Genomic DNA, 22,290 nt, shown 5'->3' with positions numbered 1-22,290 from the left:
CAAAAGATACTAGGTATATAGCGTTGACTACAAATACTTTAAAAATACCTGCCTAGATAGTAATCGTTTACTTTTTAAGGTAAAATGGATGTGATTAGTTGCTGCTGAAAGGGGCGGAAATAATGAAAATTACAGTTACAGGTACCGGGTATGTGGGGCTAGCTAATGCTGTTTTATTAGCGCAAAACCATCAAGTCACAGCCATTGATATTGTAGAAGAAAAAGTTGACCTGATTAACCAAGGTCAGTCACCAATTGTTGATAAAGAAATTACAGATTTTTTGGCTAACCGCCAGTTGGATCTCAAGGCCACGACAGATAATTGTCAAGTCTACCAGGATGCTGATTTTGCGATTATTGCAGCGCCCACTAATTACGATGATGTAAGCAATCATTTTGATACTTCAGCTGTTGAACAGGTGATTGAAGACATTATTGCCTCGGGGTCACAAGCCACTATTATTTTAAAATCAACTGTACCAGTTGGCTATACGGAAAGTATCAGAGCCAAGTACCAGCGTGATAATATTATTTTTTCACCAGAGTTTTTACGTGAGGGCAAGGCCCTTTATGATAATCTTTACCCATCTCGAATTGTTGTTGGCGACCATGGCCCAGCTGGACAGGCTTTTGCCCAGCTAATGGTTGAAGGGGCAGCTCGAGAAGATATTCCCGTTTTATTGACCCATGCAACTGAAGCTGAGGCCATTAAGTTGTTCTCAAACACTTATTTAGCCATGCGGGTGGCTTATTTCAATGAACTAGATACTTACGCTGAAATCAAAGGTTTAAATAGTCAAGAAATTATTGAGGGAGTCGGATTAGATCCAAGAATAGGTAGTCATTATAATAACCCATCCTTTGGTTATGGCGGTTACTGTCTACCTAAGGATACCAAGCAGATGTTAGCCAATTACCAAGGCGTCCCGCAAGATTTAATTGCGGCTATTGTGGCTGCCAATCAAACTAGAAAAGACTTCATCAGCCAGCAGGTCATGGCCTCTGGCGCCCAAACAGTAGGTATTTACCGTTTAACGATGAAGGAAGACTCTGATAATTTCCGCCAGTCGGCTATTCAAACCATTATGCAGACCTTACAAGACCATGGCCTGGACCTAGTAATCTACGAGCCTGTCCACCAAGCAGCTAGCTTTGCCGGCATAGCTGTAGAAAATGATTTGGCTAAGTTTAAGGACCAAGCTGATTTGATCCTAGCTAATCGTTGGTCTCCAGACTTGGCAGATGTTGCCGATAAGGTGTATACCCGTGATATCTACCATGAAAATTAATAAAGGAGTTAACTATGTTGCATTTAAAAGAAGAATTTGCCAAGCGTTATCACAGTGATGATATCCGGGCGGTACGTTCGCCCTTAAGGATTGCACCAATTGGGGCCCACTCAGACTTTCAAAATGGACGTGCTTTAGGCCTGACCATTAATGCTAGTGTCGATATGGTTTATGCCCCGAGTGATGATGGCTATATCCAGGTAAATTCTATGGATTTTCCCGATAAGGAGTATTTCCACCTCAAGTCGCAATCTGACTATATCCCCGGTTTCTGGGGTAACTATATCAGAGGTGCTGTGATGGCCATTCAAGAGGACCATGTGCTCAAAAAAGGCATTAAAGGGGTTGTTTCTGGGAAATTGCCGATTGGCGGCCTCTCATCATCGGCTGCGGTTACAACAGCTTATCTAATGGCCCTGTGTGATGTTAACAATATTGAATTTTCTAAGCTAGATTTAATCCGTTGGTCTCACTGGGTAGAGCGGGAGTTTATTGGCCTTAAGAACGGTATTATGGACCAGGCTGCTAATATTCTAAGTGAAGATAATAAAATCTTACTGATGGACTGTGAAGACTGGACTTATGACCTGATTGATAAAGGGGCAAGCATGCCTGAATTTGAAGTTGTTATTGTCTTTTCTGGTATTTCTAAGCAATTAATTGGCACGGATTTCAATAACCGAGTGGATGAAACCCGGGTAGCAGGCTGGCTGTTATTGGACCGGGCTGGTGAAGACAAATTACCGACCCTGGCAGATGTACGTTTCCGCCATGTCCCAGAGGCTTATTATGAAGCTCACCGTGACCAAATACCTGACCGCTTTGGTAAACGAGCCGATCATTACTATAGCGAACAGAAGCGCGTTTTGGCAGGCGCCGAGGCTTGGGCTGCAGGTGATTTAGACCGCTTTGGCCAATTAATGTTTGAGTCTGGGGCATCTTCCTTCTACCAGTACGAAACCGGTATTCCTGAAATGCATGAAATTTATCAAATTTTGAAGACCTGCCCAGGTGTTTATGGGGCTCGTCCTTCAGGGGCTGGCTTCCGTGGTGCGGTGATTGGTTTAATTGATCCTGCCTATAAGGAACAAATCTGCCAAGCTATCGATGATAACTATCCACAAAAATATCCTGAAATTAAAGATCGCTATGAAGTAAACTTTGCCCGGCAGGCGGATGGGGCCCATTTCTTAGACTTGGAGGAAGTTAATTAATGAAAGCATTAATATTAGCTGCTGGCTATGCCACGCGACTATATCCACTTACAGAAAATACTCCTAAACCCCTGTTAGAGGTGGCAGGTAAAACAATTCTAGATTATATTGTTGAAAAATTAGACCAAGTGAATGAGATTGATGAAATTATTATCGTGACTAACGATAAATTTGCTGGACATTTCCAAGCTTGGGTGGACCAAGCTGACTATAGTAAGCCCTTTAAAGTAATTAATGATGGCACCCTTTCTAACGATAGCCGCTTAGGTGCTATTGGTGATATCCAGTTTGTCGTAGACCAGACCGGCCTACACGATGATTTGATGGTCCTGGCCGGAGATAATCTTTTCCACTTTGCATTGAGTGACTTCGCTGATTTCTTTACTGCCAAGGGCACGGATGTGATTGCTGCTTATGAGGAAAGTGACCACCAGCAACTCTTGCGGTCTGGGGTTGTTAAGGTTGATGATAATAATCAGGCCCTGGCCTTTGAAGAAAAGTCATCCCAGCCCATGTCGAATTTATCAGTGCCTACCTTTTATATTTTCCAGGCTGATACGCTAGATTTAATCCAAACTTATCTGGACCAGGGCGGTAATCCTGATGCCCCTGGGCACTTTATCCCTTACCTAATTGATCATAAGCCAGTGAATGTTTATATCTTTACGGGTGGTCGCCATGATATCGGTACGGTAGATAGTTACCGTCAGGTCCAGGCTCTATATGAACAATCCTAGAGGGAAATGTCTGTTAAATATTTAGATTGTATTTTTAAGTATAAAAAGCGTGAATCTGCTTGCCAAAAACTTAAGGTTTTAATATAATTTGCTTATGATTTAGTTAATAAAATTATATTTGCTTAGGAGGCAATTTCATGAAAAAAACGACTTCTAATCTGGTTCTCGCCCTAGCAACAACTGCCATTGTGGCAGGTCTTGCCCAAGCGCAACCAGTGCAAGCTGCGCCAGTGACATCAGCTGAGACAACTCCGGCTGCTTCAAGTGTTGCTAGTCAAACGATTAATGAAATTCAAACTACTCGGTCAACCATGTATGATGACCCTAGTATTCCTTTTGAAGGACAAACTTTACAGACCTACGTGACTAACCAAGGTTTGACTAAGGACCAATATGTCAATGGCATCTCTTATGATACTGCTGTTGAACAAACTGCTCAGCGTCGCGCTCAGGAAACAGCCGCTCATGGCCAAATTAATCATACTGCTGATGGTGTGAACCCAGCGACTTATAATGACTCTAGTGCCTGGGGTGAAAACTTAGCCTTTGGTACCAGCCTAAGTGTTGGCTCATCATTTGATATGTGGGTGGACAAAGAAGTAGCACCACTTAAAGCAGCTAATGGTCATTTTAACTTTGACAATGGTCACCTATATCAAATCTTAAATCCAGCCAATAAGAGCTTTGGTTATGGTCAAGTTTCAGGTGGCCCTTACGGACAAGTTTCTGCCTTAGCTTTGTCGCAAAAACAAGGACCTGGTCAAGTTGGTCAGAACCAGCCAACCACACCAGCCAATACCGGCAACCAAGGCACAGCGCCAACTACACCGGCAAATACTGGCAACCAAGGTACAACACCAACTACACCGGCAAATACTGGCAATCAAGGTACAACACCGACGACACCAGCTAATACCGGCAACCAAGGTACAACACCAACTACACCGGCAAATACTGGCAACCAAAGTACAGCGCCAACCACACCATCAAACACTGGTAACCAGGGCACAGCGCCAACCACACCAGCAAATACTGATAAGCCAGGTGTAGCCCCAACACCGGCAACTAATACCAATCAAAAAGCTAGCACAAACAAGCAACAAGCTAAACCAGCAAGCCAGGGCCAAGCTCAAGCGGCCGCAAACAAGCAAGCTGCCCCAGCTAACAAAGCAGCGGCTAGTGGCCAACCAGCAACTGGTCAAGCGCCAGTTAGCAGCAAGGCTGATACAGGTAAATTACCAGCTACTGGTGCGGTTAGCTTAGCAAGTTTAGGCTTGGCCTTAGCAGGTTTAGGTACTGGCTTAGTATTCCGCAAAAATCGGTAACTTTTATTTCTTAATCAGATTACTTTCCTAAAAGAGGTGGGTCGCCACCTCTTTTTTTGTTTTTCCAGCTTTGCTATAATATGAACAAGTAATATCATTAAAACCGAGGAGGCGTAAATATGATTGGCGGTATTGAAGCAGGTGGGACTAAGTTTATTTGTGCGGTCGCTGACCAAGAATATAATATTATCGATAAAGTGAGTATTCCGACCGAGACACCCGAAATTACCATGCCGGCTGTTATTGATTTCTTTGCTGAGTATCAGCTAACTAGCCTAGGCGTTGGTTCTTTTGGGCCAATTGATGTGATAAGGGATTCCGATACTTATGGTTATATAACCGGCACACCCAAATTAGCTTGGCGCGATTTTAATTTTTTGGCTTATTTATATGACCATTTAGATATTGAAAAAATTGGTTGGGACACTGATGTCAATGCTGCTGGTCTAGCTGAATATTACTATGGCCAAGGTCAGCATAAAAATAGCCTGCTTTATTTAACTATTGGTACCGGTATTGGCGGTGGATTTATCAACCAAGGCCAGGTACTCCAGGCTGCTGGGCATCCAGAAATGGGTCATATTGTGATTGACCAGGATGCTGATGATAATTTTGCTGGACTCTGCCCGGCCCATGGCAACTGCTTGGAAGGTCTAGCTGCTGGTCCCACAGTAGCGGCGCGTTTAGGTCAATCTAGTCATGAAATTAGTCCTGACCACCAGGTTTATAACTATTTAGCTGACTATATCGGCCAAGGACTCCGTGACTTTACTGTGCTCCTTCGTCCTGAAGTCATTGTTATTGGTGGTGGCCTAATGAATGTGCCTGGTCTGATGGATAAGGTGCGTCAAGCCTTCGACCAGCTTTTTAACCACTACCTACCGCTACCTGACTTGGATGACTATATTGTGTCGCCAGGACTAGGCGACCAAGCTGGTATTATTGGCGCCATGATTTTAGGTCAAAAAGCCTTAAAAAAATAAGCACTCACACAAATTAGCGGATATTAACTAAGGCTACTAGGGAGAATAAGTATAAATGAAAAAGAGGCTGTGACCTAGGTCACAGCCTCTGTTGTATTTATGGGTTATTTAGCTTTTCTAGCTAGATATTTAAGGTTCAATCCCCATAGCCTTCATTTCTTCACGTGTAGCAATTTCATTGGGATCAACAAAGCCATATCCCTTATTACTAATACCATCTAAGATACTAGGTAGGGCATCTCTGGTCCAGGTTAAATCATGCATCAGGATATTAGCACCAGGGGATAGCATTTCGGTATTGACCATGATATCGGCCAATGGCTCAGGTTCTGAGTATGCTTCTTCCCAATCAAAACCATATGTCCAAGTCATAGCAACCATGTTTTCCTCTTCAAGAATTGCTTCTAGGGCTGGGTTTTGCGAACCAAAAGGTGCCCGGAAGAATTTAGGCCGATAACCAATGGTCTCTTCAATGACATCTTGGTTATGGACAATTTCATAACGCATGACTTCTTCATTAGGAATTTCTGACAGGTCGTAGTGGGTCATGGTGTGGTTACCGATAACGTGGCCCATGTCAGCAATTTCTTTGAGGGCTTTGCGTCCTTCTTCACCGTGCTCACCTTCTAGATACATACCATTCACAAAGAAAATACCTTTGATCCCACGATTTATCATATCGCGGGCTTCTTGAACTGAGTTGGTTGGATTTTCAGGTAGCTTGCGGGGCACATCGTCGATAGTCGCTAGGACGACCTGGTCGTCAACCCCTTCTTTGGCTGGGACAACCCGGGTGGTGGCGGGATCAATATAATAATTGACTTGACGCGCAACCTGGTCTTGCTGGCTGGCTTGGTCCTGACTTTCTGCTTGATTGCTATTATTTTGATCAGCCTGGTTACAAGCAGCTAGTCCTAAGCTGGCTAGTAGGACTAGGGATAATAGATGTTTTTTCTGCATAATAAACTCCTTCTTATTCATCTTATTAACATTTTATAAAGACCAGCAAATAAAGTCAATGTGCTGACCATTAAATCCCGGGATTAAAGTGTATAATACAAGAGAGGTGAAATTATGAAAGTTTTAGGAGAAAAAACATATTTACTGCCACTGGCCTTAGTGATTGGTGCGGTAGTCGATGCCTTAGAAGCGCTTTTTAGCCACGGTTTAAATTTTATGATTAGTCTTAACCAAGCTTATTATCTTCCCTTGGTTCTAGCCTTGCCCCTAGTTGGTCTGGTCATTGTTTGGATTTACCAGCGTTATAGTCCGGAGAGTCTAGCTGGTATGTCACTGATATTTAATGCAGTCCATCAGAGGGATGATAACTATCGAATCCCGCCCCTTTTGATTCCTATCGTTATTGTCGCCACTTGGCTAACCCATTTGGTGGGGGGATCAGCAGGTCGTGAAGGTGTGGCAGTACAAATCGGTGCCACTATGGGTCAGCAGTTTGACCGCTGGTTTAAAGATAAGGACCAGGCTTACAGTGTCATATTTGGGATTGCTGCTGGTTTTGCTGGCTTGTTTGGCACCCCTTTAGCGGCAACTTTTTTTGCCTTAGAATTACTAACTTCTGGACGCTTATTGCTCAGTGTGTTATTGCCAACCATGCTAGCAGCCTATACATCGCTGGGGGTATCATCTGCTCTTAAGCTCCACCACGCCCACTTTACCGTTGATTTACCCCAGCTTTCCCATGCCCCAGTCTGGCAGCTAATTGTCATGGCTTTAATCTTTAGCTTGGCCGGGCAATTATTTGCCCATGGCTTAGAGAAGGGTAAGGCAGTAGCCAGCCATTTAATGAAGAACCCCTACCTGAGAGTGGCCCTAGGTGGGATTATCCTAGCGGCTTTACTCTTATTAACTGGTGGTCGCTATTCTGGTTTAGGTGAACCCATTATTGAAGCTATCTTTAACGGTGGTCAAGCCTTAACCTGGGATTGGCTCTGGAAATTAGCCTTAACTGTTTTGACTCTGTCGATCGGTTTCCAAGGTGGGGAAGTAACCCCGATGTTTACGATAGGGACCTGTTTGGGCTATGTCCTAGCGCCCTGGCTAGGTTTGCCCAACCTAACCGTAGCCGCCCTAGGTTATGTGACTGTATTTGCGGTGGCTACCAATACAGTTATCGCCCCCATGTTAATCACCATGGAAATTTTTGGCCCTGAGATTATGCCTTGGGCCTTGCCGGTTATCTTATTGGCCTATAGCCTAAATGGCAATTTTTCAGTCTACGGCCAGCAAAAAATCATGGAATAAATGTAAAAAGCTAGTAAGGGAAAATGCTTACCCCTACTAGCTTTTTCTTATGACTTGGTATATTTTTTAACTTCAGGTAAGACTTTTTCACCTAAGAGGTCAATCACGCGTTTGATGCGGTCAACTGAGGCGCCACCGAAGTCGATTTGGGCAATATAGCGGTCCATGCCGTATAATTCATGTTGGTGGAGTAACTTATCGATAACGAGACTAGGATCACCAACATTCATGGTGTCTGAAACATGTTTGGTTTGGGCAAACTGTTGTTTAGGGAATTGACTCCCGTTAGCATAGTAAAAGCCATTAAAGACTTGTGGATAAAATTCCCGCATGGCCTCTTCAACCGTATCACCTAGCCACAGGGGTGAGGCGGTTGTGAGTGGGAATTCATCTGCCTGGTAGCCACTATCACTCAGAGCTTGACGGTAACCCTGAACTGCTGGCATAAAGGCCATTGATGGGCCAGCCAAGGTGGTCAGAGTCATCGGCACACCGGCCCGGCCCGCCTTGATGGCGGAATCAGCTGGTCCTCCAACTGCCCGCCAAATTTTCAGGAAGTTATCCTTAGGCTTAGGTAGAATTTCAGCATTGTTCAGGGGAGCTCGATATTGACCTGACCAAGTGACTAATTCACCAGCTTCAACCTTTTCATTAATCAGATTAAGTAGGTCAAATTTTTCTTCAAATAATTCTTCATAATCACGAAGGTCGTAGCCTAATAGGGAGTAGAGACCCACCCGTGATGCCCGACCGCCGATGAGCTCCATCCGGCCGTGACTGAGCAGGGAGAGGGTGGCAAAGTTTTCATAAATTCGCACCGGATCTGAGGTGGAAACAATCGTCGAACCAGAAGTTAACTTAATCTTGCTAGTTGCTTGGGCAATGGCACCCAGGATGACGGCATGGGCTTGCGAGATAAAATAGCGTTGATGACTTTCACCCAGGGCAAAAATATCGAGACCGGCTTGCTCAGCATGAACAGCAATTTCAACTAATTCATTGATGCGTTGCTCTTCAGAAATAGTTTCACCGGTATGGGGATTAGGGTCCAAATCACCTAGGGAATAGAGGCCAATTTCCAGACCTTGGTCGGCTTTAAAGCCATACTTTTCTTTTAAATTTGTCATGTTGATGCTCCTTTGATCTTTTACTAGCATTATAATACGAATCCGAAATATATCAAGTGATAAAGCTCAAGACCTGCTGACCTTGCTATTGTAGCTTATCTTAAAAAATGCTATATTATTTTTGTAAGCGTTTAAAAACGAAAGGAGATTGTATATGAAACAAGTAGCATTAGGTTCGCGCCACAAACAAATTATTGAAGTGGATGGCCTACAATTTCGTGATTTAAATGGTGATGGCCAGCTAAATCCTTATGAGGATTGGCGTCTATCGGCCGAAGAGCGGGCTGCTGACCTTGTTAGCCGTATGAACAGCCGGGAAAAGGCAGGCATGTTTTTAATTAATGATAAACCAATGGGGATTTCCGTTGAAGAAGGAGAGCCAACCAGTTTTAATGGTATTATTTCTGAGGTTGACAAGGACCATGAAAAACCAGTTAAGACCCACGAATATCCAACGACAACTATGATTAAGGATTTGCAGATGCGTCACATTATTGTGCGGGAAAATGCCAAAGCTTCTCAGCACGCCGAGTGGGCTAACGCCTTGCAGGAAATTGCCGAAGACAGCCGTTTAGGTATTCCAGTTGTTGTCTTATCAAACTCGAAAAATGAGAATGCCTCACCGACCTTCAATGGCCAAACCTCAGGCGGTAATTTCACCCAATATCCTGGTACTTTAGGGATTGCAGCCACTCAGGATGACCAGGTGGTCGCTGATTTTGCTGAAGCGGGTCATGAAGAATTTTTAGCTGCCAACATCCGCAAGGGCTATATGTACATGGTGGATACAGCGACAGATCCACGCTGGTTTAGAACGTCAGGAACTTTTGGTGAAAATCCTGAACAAATCTCTAAAATTGCCAAGCAACTCATTAAAGAATACCAAGGTGACCAGCTTGATGAAGACTCGATTGCCCTAACCATTAAACACTTCCCGGGTGGTGGGGCCCGTGAAAATGGTTTTGACCCTCATTATGCTGAGGGTAAATTCAATGTTTATCCAACACCTGGCTCACTAGAAAAATACCACCTGCCACCATTCCAAGCCGCTATTGATGAAAATCCATCATCAATCATGCCTTACTATGCCATTCCTTCTAATGATAAATCAGCTACGCCACAAGCGCCATTTACTGGTGAATTTGAGGAAGAAATTGCTTTTGCCTATAATAAGCAGTTTGTTACTGATTTACTAAGAAATCAAATGGGCTTTAAGGGCTATGTCAACTCTGATACCGGAGTGCTTAACTCCATGGCCTGGGGTGCTGAAAACTTGAGCTTGCCTGAGCGGGCCGCTAAAATCATGGCTGCTGGTACCAATATTGTGTCAGGAACAACTGATGCGGATACCTTCCAAGAAGCCATTGAAAACTTGGCTGATCCAGCCCAGGTTGACAAATTAGTTCAGGGCACCTTAATTGAACTCTTCCAATTAGCCCTCTTTGAAAACCCTTATGCCGATGTGGCCACGGCTGATGATAATGTCAACACCCTAGAAAAACGGACCAAGGCCTACCAAGCCCATCAGAAATCTGTTGTTCTACTGAAAAACGAAAACAATGTCCTGCCCTTAACAGAAGATAAGGTGGCTGGCAAGAAGATTTACGTTGACCTCTTAACTAAGGTTTACAACGAAGAAGAGCTGAAGGCACGGGAAAAATCTGGAAACTTTGGTAATACCGATGAAATTGCCGCTGCCCTACCAGGACAATTGCAGGACAAGTTCCCGCATATCCAAGTTGTCACTGACTATAAGGCTGCTGATATTGCCATTCTTTTACTAGAACCAATTTCAGGTTCTTATTTCGAAGCAACTGATGGTTACCTTGATTTAGCTATCCACAAAGAAACTAACGTGGATATGGATAAGGTACGCGATGTGGCCGCTCATGTTGACCAAGTTATCATCAACGTCAACTTTGACCTGCCATTTGTGCTTGAGGGTGTAGAAGAATTGGCAGACGGCTTGACTGCTTCCTTCAATAGTTTTATCGAAGCGATTTTTGATGTTCATTTCGGCAATTACAAGCCAACCGGCAAGTTACCGATTACCTTGCCAGCCAACCAAGCTGCTATCGCAGTTGATGAAAATGGAATCTGTGCCTCTCCTAATGATGTGCCAGGCTACGACAAGGAAAAATATATGGACATCCCATATGCTTATGAAGACAAGCAGGGCGGTAAATATACTTATGGCTTTGGTTTAACCTATTAGAAACATTCGTTTCCTCTACAAATATAGTTATGAAAGGGCCTGGCAGTTCTGCCGGGCCCTTTACTGGTTTATTGCCAAGCCCTTAGGCGGCTAATGGTTGGCAAGTGTTAATCTTTTTAATATAATAGGCATACGAGATTGTTTGAAAAGGAGATATTTATGGCAAATCAAATTAAAGCAGTCCTGAGTGCTGGACAAGCGGAAGAGTTCAATAAGTTAACCTTAGACCAGGCCAAGGGAGATGTGGACCAGGCGCTCCAGTCTATCCAGACCTTTGTTGATCAATTCCAGTCTGAATTTACCCCAGGTCATGTCAATATTTTTGCCCTGGAAGCCCTGCCTAAACGCCGAGATGGTGTGGCTCGGACCGCCATTTTACTAGTTAATTTAACTGGTAGCACCCTACAAGCTTTAGCTGGCAAGCTACAGCTAGAAGTTGATGATTTTGGTGTTAACTTTGAACCGGTTGACTGGCAGGTAGACCATGACTTTCTAGGTGACTGGCAAGACCACGAGGCAATCATGATTGTTGATGATTTTCCCTTCCAAGGCCTACCAACCCAACCATCCTACCAGGCTGAAAATCTAAGCCTAACAGTTGAGGACTTCTTTATCACAGAAGCTTAAAGGGTGTGAGGGCTGGCGCTTAGAACTGAATCCTTGGAATAAAAGACGACCAATATCGTAGATATTGTGTCGGATTTTATGAAAGGACTTCAGTTCTGCCGGACTGAACCCGACTAAGCAGGGTGTGAGGGCCGGTGCTTAGAACTGAATCCTTGAATTGAAAATTTAGCGTATGTAAAAAGCCGCTGTGACTCGTGCCACAGCGGCTTTTTATTATGGTCTGACTTGACCTTGGCCAAAGACGGTGTATTTGTATGAGGTTAAAGCGTCCAAGCCCATTGGACCTCTGGCATGCAGTTTTTGGGTAGAGATGCCAATTTCACCACCAAAACCAAATTTCTCGCCATCAGAAAAACGAGGGGAGGCATTGACATAAAGGACAGCAACATCCAGGTCTTTCATGAAGTCACGTGAGACTTGGTAGTCACTGGTCACGATGGTTTCAGAATGATAGGTAGTATAGTGCTCAATATGGTCAATGGCTTCATCATAGCCACTAACTACCTTAATGGCGATTTCCATAGCTAGGTATTCGGTCGCCCAGTCATCTGGAGTAGCTGGTTGGGCTTCAGGGATGATAGCTTGCACCTGGTTGTCCCCGTGGATGGTGACACCAGCTGCTACTAGGGCAGGGCCAGCTTGGCTCAAGAAGCTTTGGGCGATTTCCTGGTCAACTAAGAGGGTTTCGATGGCATTACAAGCCGATACTTTCTGAGTCTTGCCGTTGATTAAAATTGCCAGGGCTTGATCTAAATCAGCTGACTTTTCAACGTATAAGTGGCAGTTACCCTCACCAGTTTGAATGGTCGGTACAGTTGCATTTTGGATGACATTGTTGATTAAACCGGCAGACCCCCGAGGAATTAAGACATCAACACTCTCATTCATCTGCATAAAGACCTTGGCCAATTCACGGTCAGGGTTATCGATTAAATTGATGGCTGATGTCGGCAGGTTAAAGTCAGCTAGCCCCTGGTGGAGGGCCTTAAGGATGGCTTGGTTAGACCGAATTGTTTCCTTACCGCCCCGTAGAATAACCGCATTACCAGTTTTAAAGCACAGGCCAGCAGCATCGGCAGTAACATTGGGACGAGATTCAAAAATAATACCAACGACGCCTAGGGGCACCCGTTGGCGGCCAATTTGTAGGCCCTCTTGGTTATACCACATATCATCTACACGCCCGATGGGATCAGCTAAATCAGCCATTTGCTCGAGGCCATCAGCCATGGCTTCAATGGCTTGGTCGGATAAAACCATCCGGTCAATAAAACTTTGCGGCCGACCAGCTGCCTGGGCATCTTCAGTATCTAAGGCATTAGCAGCCAAAATATTGGCTGTTTCTTGGCGTAGGTAGTTGGCCATAGCAACTAGCGCTTGGTTCTTTTCCTGGCTGGATAAGCGGCGTAGGGTCCGGCTAGCAAGTTTGGCAGCCTGGCCCATAGCCAATAGTTCTGCTTTGTTAATCATGGTTAATCTCCTTTACTAGTAGAAAATACGGTACCGATATTTTCACCCTCCAGTAGGGCAAAAATATCGTTAGGGTCATAAGAATCCATAATGACCATTTGACTGCCGATTTTTAACAGGCGGTCAGCGGCTAGTAGCTTGGTCCGCATGCCGCCTGTTGAGAAGGCCGTGCCAGCTTCACCAGCCATAGCCAGCACCTGGTCATCAATCTGGCTGACCACATCTAATTTGCTGGCCTGGGGATCGGTGTTGGGGTTGCTGGTGTAGAAACCATCTACATCGGTTAATAAAATAAGCAGATCAGCTTGAATAATTTCAGCTACGATAGCGGATAGGGTATCATTATCTCCAAATTTGATGTGGTGGTCCAATTCATCAATGGCAACGGCATCATTTTCGTTGATGACGGGCAGGATGCTTTGGTCTAAGAGGGCCTTGAGGTTATTTTTCAGGTTGTTGAGGCTCTCTGGAAAATCAATCACATCCCGGGTCATCAAAATCTGGGCGACCCGCTGGTTATAATGCCAGAAAAAGCGGCTGTAGAGGTTCATGAGGGCGACTTGACCAACGGCAGCCACCGCTTGTTGGTCAGGGATGGCTTTTGGACGTTGGGCTAGTCCGAGTTCGGCCGCTCCCACTCCCATGGCTCCAGATGAAACCAAGAGGACCTCCTTGCCATCTTGGATCAGGCTGGATAGGGTATAGGCGAGACGGTCAATGCGCCGGTAGTTAATTTTTTTATCAGCATCAATTAATGAGGCTGTCCCAATTTTAACGACAATTCGCTGGGCATGTTTTAATTGTTGACGAGACATAGTTAACTCCTTTAGTCCGGGAATAATAGGTCAAGTATAGCATATTTTCCAAGCAAATTTTACTGGTTGACTTGTAAAGTCTACCAGGTCATGGTAAAAAGAAATGGGGAAAACAAAAAATGAAAAGGAGATATGATATGAATCAAACACAGACAGGGTCTAAATCTGTGATTAATCGGATTTTAGATGCCCTGAAAGAAATTTTTGCACCCAACCTGGTAGCCCTATCGGCAGCCGGTATTCTGCAAGGGATAACCATTATCTTGCACAGCCTGGGCATCATCCAAGAGGGGCGTGCGGAGTATATTATCCTCAACACGATTTCTTCAGCGGTCTTTTACTTTTTGCCAATTCTCTTAGCTTTTTCAGCAGCTCGGGTCTTTAATACCAGCCAGGTCTTGGCGGCCTGTGTGGCGATGTTCCTATTGCATCCGGATATTGTGGCCAACTTACAGCAATATGGCGGCACCGCGGATTTCTTCGGTGTTCCCCTGCCACCAGGCCATTATCCATCCAGCGTGATTCCCATTATCGTCATTGTCTGGGCCCAACAATATATTGAGCGCTTCTGGCATAAAATTATCCCAGACCTAGTAGAAGGCGTTTTTGCGCCCATGCTGACCCTCGCCACCATGGCGATTTTAGCCTTAACAATTCTGGGTCCAATTGGTGAATTAGGGGCGGGTGCCCTCCTTTGGGTCATCAACTTCTTCTCGACTAAGGCGGCCTGGTTGGTGCCAACCCTCTTGGGCGGCTTCGGCATCTTTGTCGTGATGACCGGTGCCCACTACTCTCTCTTCCCGGTCGTGATGCAGTCCTTAGCAGCTGGTCAACCGGATACCTTTTTTATCCCGGGTATGATGGCCTCAAATATTGCCCTAGCGGCAGCAGTGCTAGCTGTAGTCATTAAGACCAATTCTGGAAGCTACCGGCAATATACCCTGTCAGCTACAATTACGGCTGCCTTGGGTGTATCCCAGCCTGGTTTGTATGGCGTGGCCATCCCCATGAGAAATGTGATGGTGGCTGCAATTTCCGGGGGCTTGGCTGGTGGCTTGTATGCTGGTATTGCCAAGGTCTATGCCTATGCCTTTGTTAATCCGGGCCTAGCTGCCCTGCCAGCCTTTATTAGCCCGGACGGTTCAATTGCTAATATGGTTAACGTTCTGATTGAAATGGCCATTGCAGGGGGCATTGCCTTTGCCATCGTGATGTTGACGCCATACCATGAATTAGCGGACCATGACATAGCAGAAATCACCAGAACTAAATAAAGGGTGTGAGGTCTGCCAGACCGAACCCGACTAAATAAAAGGGTGCGAGACTTGGCGCTCAGGAATGAATCACTGGAAGGAATGAGGCCAATAGCTACAAGCTATTGAGACTAATTTTTGAAGTGACAGCCAGTTCAGCTTTTTCGACCCCGACTATATTGATAATACACGTATAATAATGAGATCCTGGGACTTATGCCCCAGGATCTTTTATTTTGACTGTTAGGCGGGCAACAGCTAGAATTGTGCACTAGAGAATAGCTTAAGTGGCGGAGTTAAGCTACTTGGACCCGAGCTCACCAGCTAATCTCAATTAATTGTATTTCTGAAGTAGCTTAAGTGGCGGAGTTAAGCTACTTGGGGACGAGCTCACCAGCTAATCTCAATTAATTGTATTTCTGAAGTAGCTTAAGTGGCGGAGTTAAGCTACTTGGGGACGAGCTCACCAGCTAATCTCAATTAATTGTATTTCTGAAGTAGCTTAAGTGGCGGAGTTAAGCTACTTGGGGACGAGCTCACCAGCTAATCTCAATTAATTGTATTTCTGAAGTAGCTTAAGTGGCGGAGTTAAGCTACTTGGGGACGAGCTCACCAGCTAATCTCAAGTAATTGTATTTCTGAAATAGCTCAAGTGGTGGAGTTAAGCTATTTGGACCCGAGCTCACCAGCTAATCTCAAGTAATTTCATTTCTGAAGTAACTCAAGTGGTGGTGGTGTTAAGCTACTTGATACTAGTCCCAACAACTACTCTCGCCAAATATAAAGAAAAACAGAGTGAGAGAAAAGTTGTCTAGGCTAGATTTTGGAAAACGCAGGCCAGATCGAACCCAACTAAAAAGCGCTCTGAACTGCTTGCAATTAGACCATCCCATGTCTAAGTGGCTGGGATGGTTTTTCTATGCCATTTTTTAACTTAGCCAATACATAAGCAGATTTTAGATATTAAAGCAAAAAAGAATCTAGGCTCAAAACCTAGATTCCTTAGCACTTTATTCACTTAATGACCGCTCTGCTTTAAAATCTGCCGCTTTCAGTACGGACTGGTGATGACCTAGAGGGATAGTGGCCTGGCTAGCTCGCAAGCAACCGGCATTTTCATCTCGTCCTTGCACCACAAAACGGGCCTGGTCTTGACCATATTGGTCGATGGCCGCTTGGATTAAATCCTGAGTCGCATTATCTTGGTAACGATTGAAGATAACATTGAGCTTAACTTGGTCAAGGGCAGTCATCATATGGTAGTCTCCCATAGAGTCACCAAAGAGGGCTAGTGGCTGCTTGCCCTGGTGGTGGGGCATGATTTGGTCTCTAATGGCTTGGGTTTTACCTGGTCCCTTAGTGATTGGTGCGTCTTTGTCCATGCAGGCAACAATTCGGTCCTGGTCATCTAGCTGGTAGGACATACCAATTGTCTGCTGGGCTGGCACCTGGTAGTTGGGATGATCTGCTGCCACCCGCACCAGGTCATAGGGGCTGGCTGAGACAATATAGGTCGCAATGCCATGGTCCTGAAAGGCTTGGTAGAGATTTGCTAATTCATTGGGAAAACGTAAGCCAGATTCAAAGGAAGCCTTGACTTGGTCGGTTTTACCAGGTAAGTCTGGATGGCTAACCAAGATCCGGTTAGAAACTTTACTGGCCAAACCTGCCTGAATGGCTGCCTGGCCCAAGTGGCGAAACTCTTCGCGGCTAAATCCCGCAAACCAGTAATTAGGCCAGGCTTGTCCTGGTTGGCGGTTAAGCTGACCATTGACTAAGTTGTAAAAAAGCCGGAGTTTAGCAGCAAAGGTCTGGTAGTGGGGACCGGCCTTGACTTGATCAAGACTGGCCTCATCCTTGATGATATAGGTATCGTAAACAACTTGGTAGCTATCTAAAATATCATCAATCAGGTTGGCTAGGGTCACTTGGTCCTGGCCCTTAATGAGCGGATGGTGGTAGTCATCAAGTTGGGGCCAACTTCTTAGGATAGCAGCGAACTCGGCCGGTGTTAATTTATAGCTCAAGTGGTCCAGCATATACATCATCAGATGGTCTTCAATATCATTAATCGCACTTGTGTTGTCAAAATCAAATACCACATAATTTTGCTCAGCCAGTGGGGCCTGGGGATCTTGCTGGTAGTCTGTAATCAACTGGTTCAGCCGTTGGTAAGCAAAATCTTCCCAATTTTCTTGGGGGAAATAAGTCTTCATCGGGTCCTCCTTAATTACCTATAGCTAGGCGGGCACTTTAACTAATTAAATTGTAGCTAAAAGTAAATTAAAGGCAAGTTTTAAGTAAAAATATTTACCGCTGTCGGCAATCAACGACAAAAAGGGCACTGACGATATTTCATCAATGCCCAGATTTTAAAAGTACGAGTATGCAGATGATATGCTTAATTAGTTAGTTGCAGCTGATTCTGGCAAACTTTCGCCGATAGCAGCTAGACGCTCAGCGACTTCTGCTTGTGACCACCCCTTGGCTTCAATGTAGCGGTTGCGTGGGTGGACGCGACATTCATGGGAGCAACCACCTAGATATTTTTCTTGGTTTTCTTCAGAGCATAGGATTTGGCGGTTACATTCTGGATTACCACAATTAACGTAACGCTCACATGGCGTGCCATCAAACCAGTCACGACCAACAATGCTTGGATCAACATGGTTGATATCTACTGAAATCCGCTCATCAAAAACATACATCTTGCCTTCCCACATATCACCGCGGGTTGCTTCATCTTGGCCATAGTTTTCAATACCACCGTATAATTGGCCAATTTCTTTACCCATACCTTCACGCACCATGTAGCCAGATAATTTCTCACAACGCACACCACCGGTACAGTAAACCAGTACCTTTTTGTCCATAAATTTATCTTTATTTTCTTGTAACCATTGTGGCAGGTCACGGAAGGCTTTGATGTCAGGATTGATGGCCCCTTCAAAGTGACCAAGCTCATATTCATAATCATTACGGGTATCAATAATAACAGTATCTTCGTCCTTCATGGCTTCTCTAAATTCGGCTGGTGACAGGTGGTTACCAGTGATTTGGTTAGGATCTAGGTCTTCTTCTAGCTTGAGGGAAACAATTTCTGGCCGGTAGCGGACAAACATTTTTTTGTGGGCGAAATCATCAGCTTCATTAATTTTGAACCAGAGATCGCTAAACTTGTCCATGCTGTGCATGTGGTCCATATATTTCTTAGTCACACTTTTTGGACCAGATACGGTACCGTTGATACCTTCGTCAGCAATTAGAATCCGTCCCTTTAGGCCGATTGATTTACAGAATGCCAGCTCTTGGGCCGCGAATTCCTCAGCGTTTTCGATAGGAACATACTTGTAATAAAGTAATACTTCATAATCTTTAGACATAAATATATACCTCTTTCTCAAATTGCAAGTTTGATCAGTTAAGTATTATAGTCCTAAATAGGCTAAATATCAACAAAATCACTTGGGACCTGGTAATCTAGTCTACAAAACGACATCCTGGATGGTATAATATGAGAGACACGTGCTTGGTTGGTTGGGGACCAACCTGTATTTCTAGCCAGGGGACCGAGATGAGAATTAGTCTAAGCAGACAAACTGGAGGTCACAACGTGCGTACTGATGAACTTTATGTCAAGCTCAAGAACTTGCATTTTATTGATAACTATTACATTTCTCATAAGGGACCAGATAGTAAGGGGGAGGGTCATGGTGTCTTAAAGATTTATGATGATGATGCCAAACTGGCCGAAGTGTCAATCGACCAACCCTATATGCTGCGGACCACTTATGAAGGCTTTGCCCAGCGCAATCTCTTGGAGCAACAAGCCCTATTAAACCTACTGGTGGCCTATGCTTCAACGCCAGTGGACCAGCGCCGCAGTGAGTTATATTTTGCCTATTATAATGATTTGAATAATATTCCGCATTTCATCAAGCGACTTAGCAATAATCGTTTGACGGATGATATGATTCCCATGGCCTATTTCAACACCCTGAGCCCCCAGGAAAGAGAAAAATATTTATTTTCGGCAGCCGAGCTGGCTGAATTTCCAGCTGACTACCAGCCTCGCTTTCGCCCAGACTCCTTTGTAAAGGTAAAGCCCTTAGAGGAATTTGAAGCAGAGTTGTCGGAGCGTTTTACGGAAGAAACTGAGGAATAGAACCTAACTACTAGAAAAGAGGAAGATCATGCCTGAACGTATTGATGCCAAAACTTATTTAATTAGTCTGTTAGCGGACCCAATCCGCCACTCCCTATCACCTACCATGCATAATGAAGCCTTTGCTAAACTGGGTTTACCATATGCTTATCTGGTTTTTGATGTCAACCAGACTAATTTGGCTGGTGCTGTTCAGGCCATTCGTGACCTCGGCATCCGTGGTTCTAATATTTCCATGCCCAACAAAACAGCTGTTCTACCTCTATTAGATGAACTGACCCCTGCAGCCCGCTTGGTGGGTGCAGTGAATACTGTGGTCAACCAAGATGGTCACTTGACTGGTCATATTACTGATGGTGAAGGCATGGTTGAGGCTTTGGCTAGAGAAGGTGTCGGGATTAAAGATAAGACCCTGACCATTACTGGTGCTGGTGGTGCCGGAACAGCCATTGCTATCCAAGTGGCCCTAGACGGTGCTAAAGAAATTAAAATACTTAACCGCCAGGATAGCTTTTTTGAAAACGGCTTGGCCACAGTGGATAAGATTAACCAGCAGACGGCTTGCCAAGCAACATTAACCCCGCTAGAACAAGCCGGGGCCCTTAAAGAGGCAATAGCTGCTTCTGATATTTTTATTGAGGCCACTAGCTTGGGCATGGGTGACCTCATTGACCAAAAAATTAGTGATGATGCCACGATTTTCCGTCCTGACCTAGTTGTAGCCGACGTAGTTTATAAGCCACAGGAGACAGCCTTTTTACGTTTTGCCAGGGAAAATGGGATGACCCAGGCTTATAATGGGCTAGGCATGATGCTCTACCAGGGCGCAGCTGCCTTTAAATTATTTACTGGTCACGATATGCCAGTTGACTATATCCGTGACTTGCTCTTTGTTGAAGAAAATATCTAGGAGGCTAAAATGAGCGACTTAGTTAATAACCAGCCTAAAAAATTTAAGCTTGATGCCAGAAAGCCAGTGACCATTGTACCGATTGTTGGTAGCACACGGTCAGATATCTTAAGCCAGGCCAGACGTATTAACCAGACTGAATGTGGCCTTGTTGAGTGGCGGTTAGATTATTATGACCAGGCTAGTGACAGGGAGTCAGTTAAGGAATTAATCTGGGATTTGGCCGAGCGCCTGCGTCAGCCCCTCTTGGTAACCTTACGCAGCCAAGCAGAGGGTGGCCAGTTCCCCTTAACTCCTGGTGATTACCAAGCTATCATCTCCCATGTCATCCAAACAGGTGCCTGCCAGGCCGTCGACATTGAGTACCAACAATTAGCTCATTTAGACCAAGATTTAATCAGTCTGGCCCACCAAGCAGGGGTCCAGGTTGTCCTATCCAACCATGACTTCCACCAGACACCCGACCAGGTTGAGATGGTGGATCGGTTGCTAGCTATGGCGCAAACGGCGGCGGTTATTTGTAAATTAGCGGTGATGCCGCAAACACCTGGGGATGTTCTAGCCCTTTTAAATGCCACTTACCAGGCCAGCCAAACGGTAGATAAGGCCTTGATTACCATGGCTATGGGGGACCTGGGTCTGGTCAGTCGCTTAGCCGGTCACCTCTTTGGTTCAGCTGCTAGTTTTGCCAGCTTGGGCCAGGCTTCGGCGCCCGGCCAAATTGATCTGGCAGACCTAACGGCAGTCCTCAATTTATTGAAAAAACACTAAAAAAAACTAGCGTCTATGACTGCGGTCACAGGCGCTAGTTTTTTCATCCCAGTAGTTATTTAAAAGAAAGGCTTTTTAAAAATTGGTTAGGGGACTTGTCATAATGCTTTTTAAAGGCCCGATAGAAGGTAGAATAGTCACCAAAGCCGGCTGCTTGAGCGATTTCCTGCAGAGTCATCCGGTTGCTGGGGATATCCAACATGAGGGCCCTGGCGTAATTGACGCGCTTATCGATGATGTATTCATGGAAATTACGCTTCATTTCGGTCTTGAAAAGTTTGGAGAAGTAATAAGGAGAGATATCGAATTCTTCCGTAATTGATTCTAACTGCAGAGAGGGATTGCGATAATTATTTTCAATATAGTAAATAATATGGCTAAAGTGACGGTCTTCCTGGTAGGAGCCGGATAGTTGGGGAAGTTTTTGGCTGCGGAAGATTTTTGATAGGGCCTTGTAGATGTAATAGCAGGCTTCAAAATAAGACTCAGCCAAGTCCTCATGGGGTAAGTCTAAGACCTGGTTGAGATAGTGGTAGATTTCTTCAGACCCCTCTTGGTCCAGGCGATAGTGGCCAGGCCGGTTGAAGTATTCTTGGAAATTATATTGGTGCTTGCGTTGCAAGTCCTCATATTGTTTGAGCAGGTTGAGGGGGATATGGAGGACATAGCGCGAGTTATTAATCCCTTTTTCATGGTTGATTTGGTGGGGGGTGTAGGCAGGAATAATGAGAATGTCCCCCTTGTAGAGCAGGTAATCATCCTGGTCGATGGTAAAGTGACACTGATTGCCAAGATAAATAAAGGTTTCAACATAATTATGTTGGTGCATCCGGTTGATGCCATCCTGGAAATAAGCATTTTGGGCCGGCGTTAATTCAATTTCATTATAGTAATTACTGGTCCGCGTTTTATGTTCATCGTGAAACGATAGGGTTGGGATTTTTTCGTCATTGTATATGTTGACTACGTCCACAGCTAGTCCTCCTTATAATGCAAGCTAGTATTGCAGTATTTGTATATCGCTTTCATTATAGCTAAAATTTAATAAATTATCAGCCCACTTTTTAAAGAATACAGTATAAATACAGCAGCTAACTTATATTTTTGGAAATCAGCGGAAAAACTGG

General features: G+C 44.8%; 19 protein-coding genes. 12 read left to right on the top strand and 7 right to left on the bottom strand.

The window, feature by feature from the left end:
• Window positions 1-122: 122 nt before the first annotated feature.
• From AWM75_RS03200 to AWM75_RS03180, 5 genes are all read left to right on the top strand, one after another.
• Window positions 123-1,289: a nucleotide sugar dehydrogenase gene (locus AWM75_RS03200; RefSeq protein ID WP_067978143.1), complete on the top strand. Its 1,167-nt coding sequence runs from the start codon at window positions 123-125 to the stop codon at window positions 1,287-1,289.
• Between the two features lie 14 nt (window positions 1,290-1,303).
• Entirely contained in the window at window positions 1,304-2,503 is a 1,200-nt protein-coding gene (locus tag AWM75_RS03195; protein ID WP_067978141.1) for a GHMP family kinase ATP-binding protein, read from the top strand.
• Window positions 2,503-3,240 carry a nucleotidyltransferase family protein gene (locus tag AWM75_RS03190; protein WP_067978139.1) on the top strand — a complete coding sequence of 246 codons (738 nt, stop codon included), beginning with the start codon at window positions 2,503-2,505 and terminating at the stop codon, window positions 3,238-3,240. Before AWM75_RS03195 ends, AWM75_RS03190 begins: the two co-directional genes overlap by 1 nt.
• 137 nt (window positions 3,241-3,377) lie before the next feature.
• Window positions 3,378-4,565 (top strand): CAP domain-containing protein, encoded by a 1,188-nt coding sequence (locus AWM75_RS03185; protein WP_067978136.1) that lies wholly within the window; start codon window positions 3,378-3,380, stop codon window positions 4,563-4,565.
• 119 nt (window positions 4,566-4,684) lie between these two features.
• Window positions 4,685-5,548, top strand: coding sequence for an ROK family protein (locus tag AWM75_RS03180; RefSeq protein WP_067978134.1), 864 nt, complete (start codon window positions 4,685-4,687; stop codon window positions 5,546-5,548).
• Between the two features lie 129 nt (window positions 5,549-5,677).
• Here AWM75_RS03180 and AWM75_RS03175 read toward each other — a convergent pair whose 3' ends face one another.
• Window positions 5,678-6,508 carry a polysaccharide deacetylase family protein gene (locus tag AWM75_RS03175; protein ID WP_074572691.1) on the bottom strand — a complete coding sequence of 277 codons (831 nt, stop codon included), beginning with the start codon at window positions 6,506-6,508 and terminating at the stop codon, window positions 5,678-5,680.
• A gap of 114 nt (window positions 6,509-6,622) precedes the next feature.
• Here AWM75_RS03175 and AWM75_RS03170 point away from each other — a divergent pair, with 114 nt between their 5' ends.
• Window positions 6,623-7,810 (top strand): chloride channel protein, encoded by a 1,188-nt coding sequence (locus tag AWM75_RS03170; protein WP_067978131.1) that lies wholly within the window; start codon window positions 6,623-6,625, stop codon window positions 7,808-7,810.
• Window positions 7,811-7,857: 47 nt separating this feature from the next.
• Here AWM75_RS03170 and AWM75_RS03165 read toward each other — a convergent pair whose 3' ends face one another.
• Entirely contained in the window at window positions 7,858-8,937 is a 1,080-nt protein-coding gene (locus AWM75_RS03165) for an LLM class flavin-dependent oxidoreductase (RefSeq protein WP_067978129.1), read from the bottom strand.
• 154 nt (window positions 8,938-9,091) lie between these two features.
• Between AWM75_RS03165 and AWM75_RS03160 the strand changes: the two genes are divergently transcribed.
• Together AWM75_RS03160 and AWM75_RS03155 are read left to right on the top strand one after the other, a co-directional pair.
• On the top strand, window positions 9,092-11,152 hold the full coding sequence (locus AWM75_RS03160) for a glycoside hydrolase family 3 protein (protein ID WP_067978126.1): 2,061 nt from the start codon (window positions 9,092-9,094) through the stop codon (window positions 11,150-11,152).
• 159 nt (window positions 11,153-11,311) lie between these two features.
• Window positions 11,312-11,779, top strand: coding sequence for a hypothetical protein (locus AWM75_RS03155; protein WP_067978124.1), 468 nt, complete (start codon window positions 11,312-11,314; stop codon window positions 11,777-11,779).
• A gap of 213 nt (window positions 11,780-11,992) precedes the next feature.
• Here AWM75_RS03155 and AWM75_RS03150 read toward each other — a convergent pair whose 3' ends face one another.
• Complete coding sequence (locus AWM75_RS03150) at window positions 11,993-13,249, bottom strand: glutamate-5-semialdehyde dehydrogenase (protein ID WP_067978123.1); 1,257 nt, start codon at window positions 13,247-13,249, stop codon at window positions 11,993-11,995.
• A gap of 2 nt (window positions 13,250-13,251) precedes the next feature.
• A complete protein-coding gene (gene proB, locus AWM75_RS03145) occupies window positions 13,252-14,064 on the bottom strand; it encodes a glutamate 5-kinase (protein WP_067978120.1) in 813 nt (270 codons plus the stop codon).
• Window positions 14,065-14,201: 137 nt separating this feature from the next.
• Here proB and AWM75_RS03140 point away from each other — a divergent pair, with 137 nt between their 5' ends.
• A complete protein-coding gene (locus tag AWM75_RS03140; RefSeq protein ID WP_067978118.1) occupies window positions 14,202-15,338 on the top strand; it encodes a PTS sugar transporter subunit IIC in 1,137 nt (378 codons plus the stop codon).
• A gap of 989 nt (window positions 15,339-16,327) precedes the next feature.
• Here AWM75_RS03140 and AWM75_RS03135 read toward each other — a convergent pair.
• The gene (locus AWM75_RS03135) at window positions 16,328-17,533 is read right to left on the bottom strand and encodes an HAD family hydrolase (protein WP_067978115.1); all 1,206 of its coding nucleotides are present in this window, start codon (window positions 17,531-17,533) and stop codon (window positions 16,328-16,330) included.
• 189 nt (window positions 17,534-17,722) lie between these two features.
• Window positions 17,723-18,700, bottom strand: a complete 978-nt coding sequence (gene trhO, locus AWM75_RS03130; RefSeq protein WP_067978112.1) for an oxygen-dependent tRNA uridine(34) hydroxylase TrhO — start codon at window positions 18,698-18,700, stop codon at window positions 17,723-17,725.
• Window positions 18,701-18,930: 230 nt separating this feature from the next.
• Here trhO and AWM75_RS03125 point away from each other — a divergent pair, with 230 nt between their 5' ends.
• Genes AWM75_RS03125 through aroD form a run of 3 tightly spaced genes read left to right on the top strand, consistent with a single transcriptional unit; the run spans window position 18,931 to window position 21,163 of the window.
• Complete coding sequence (locus AWM75_RS03125) at window positions 18,931-19,482, top strand: hypothetical protein (protein WP_067978109.1); 552 nt, start codon at window positions 18,931-18,933, stop codon at window positions 19,480-19,482.
• Window positions 19,483-19,510: 28 nt separating this feature from the next.
• Complete coding sequence (gene aroE, locus AWM75_RS03120; RefSeq protein ID WP_067978107.1) at window positions 19,511-20,392, top strand: shikimate dehydrogenase; 882 nt, start codon at window positions 19,511-19,513, stop codon at window positions 20,390-20,392.
• Between the two features lie 9 nt (window positions 20,393-20,401).
• Window positions 20,402-21,163, top strand: a complete 762-nt coding sequence (gene aroD / locus AWM75_RS03115; protein WP_067978105.1) for a type I 3-dehydroquinate dehydratase — start codon at window positions 20,402-20,404, stop codon at window positions 21,161-21,163.
• Window positions 21,164-21,218: 55 nt separating this feature from the next.
• Here the strand turns inward: aroD and AWM75_RS03110 are convergent, their stop codons facing one another.
• Window positions 21,219-22,136, bottom strand: coding sequence for a helix-turn-helix domain-containing protein (locus AWM75_RS03110; RefSeq protein ID WP_067978103.1), 918 nt, complete (start codon window positions 22,134-22,136; stop codon window positions 21,219-21,221).
• Window positions 22,137-22,290: the final 154 nt, after the last annotated feature.

This window comes from Aerococcus urinaehominis (assembly GCF_001543245.1).
Taxonomy (GTDB): domain Bacteria; phylum Bacillota; class Bacilli; order Lactobacillales; family Aerococcaceae; genus Aerococcus; species Aerococcus urinaehominis.
This window is presented reverse-complemented; position numbering and strand designations above follow the sequence as displayed.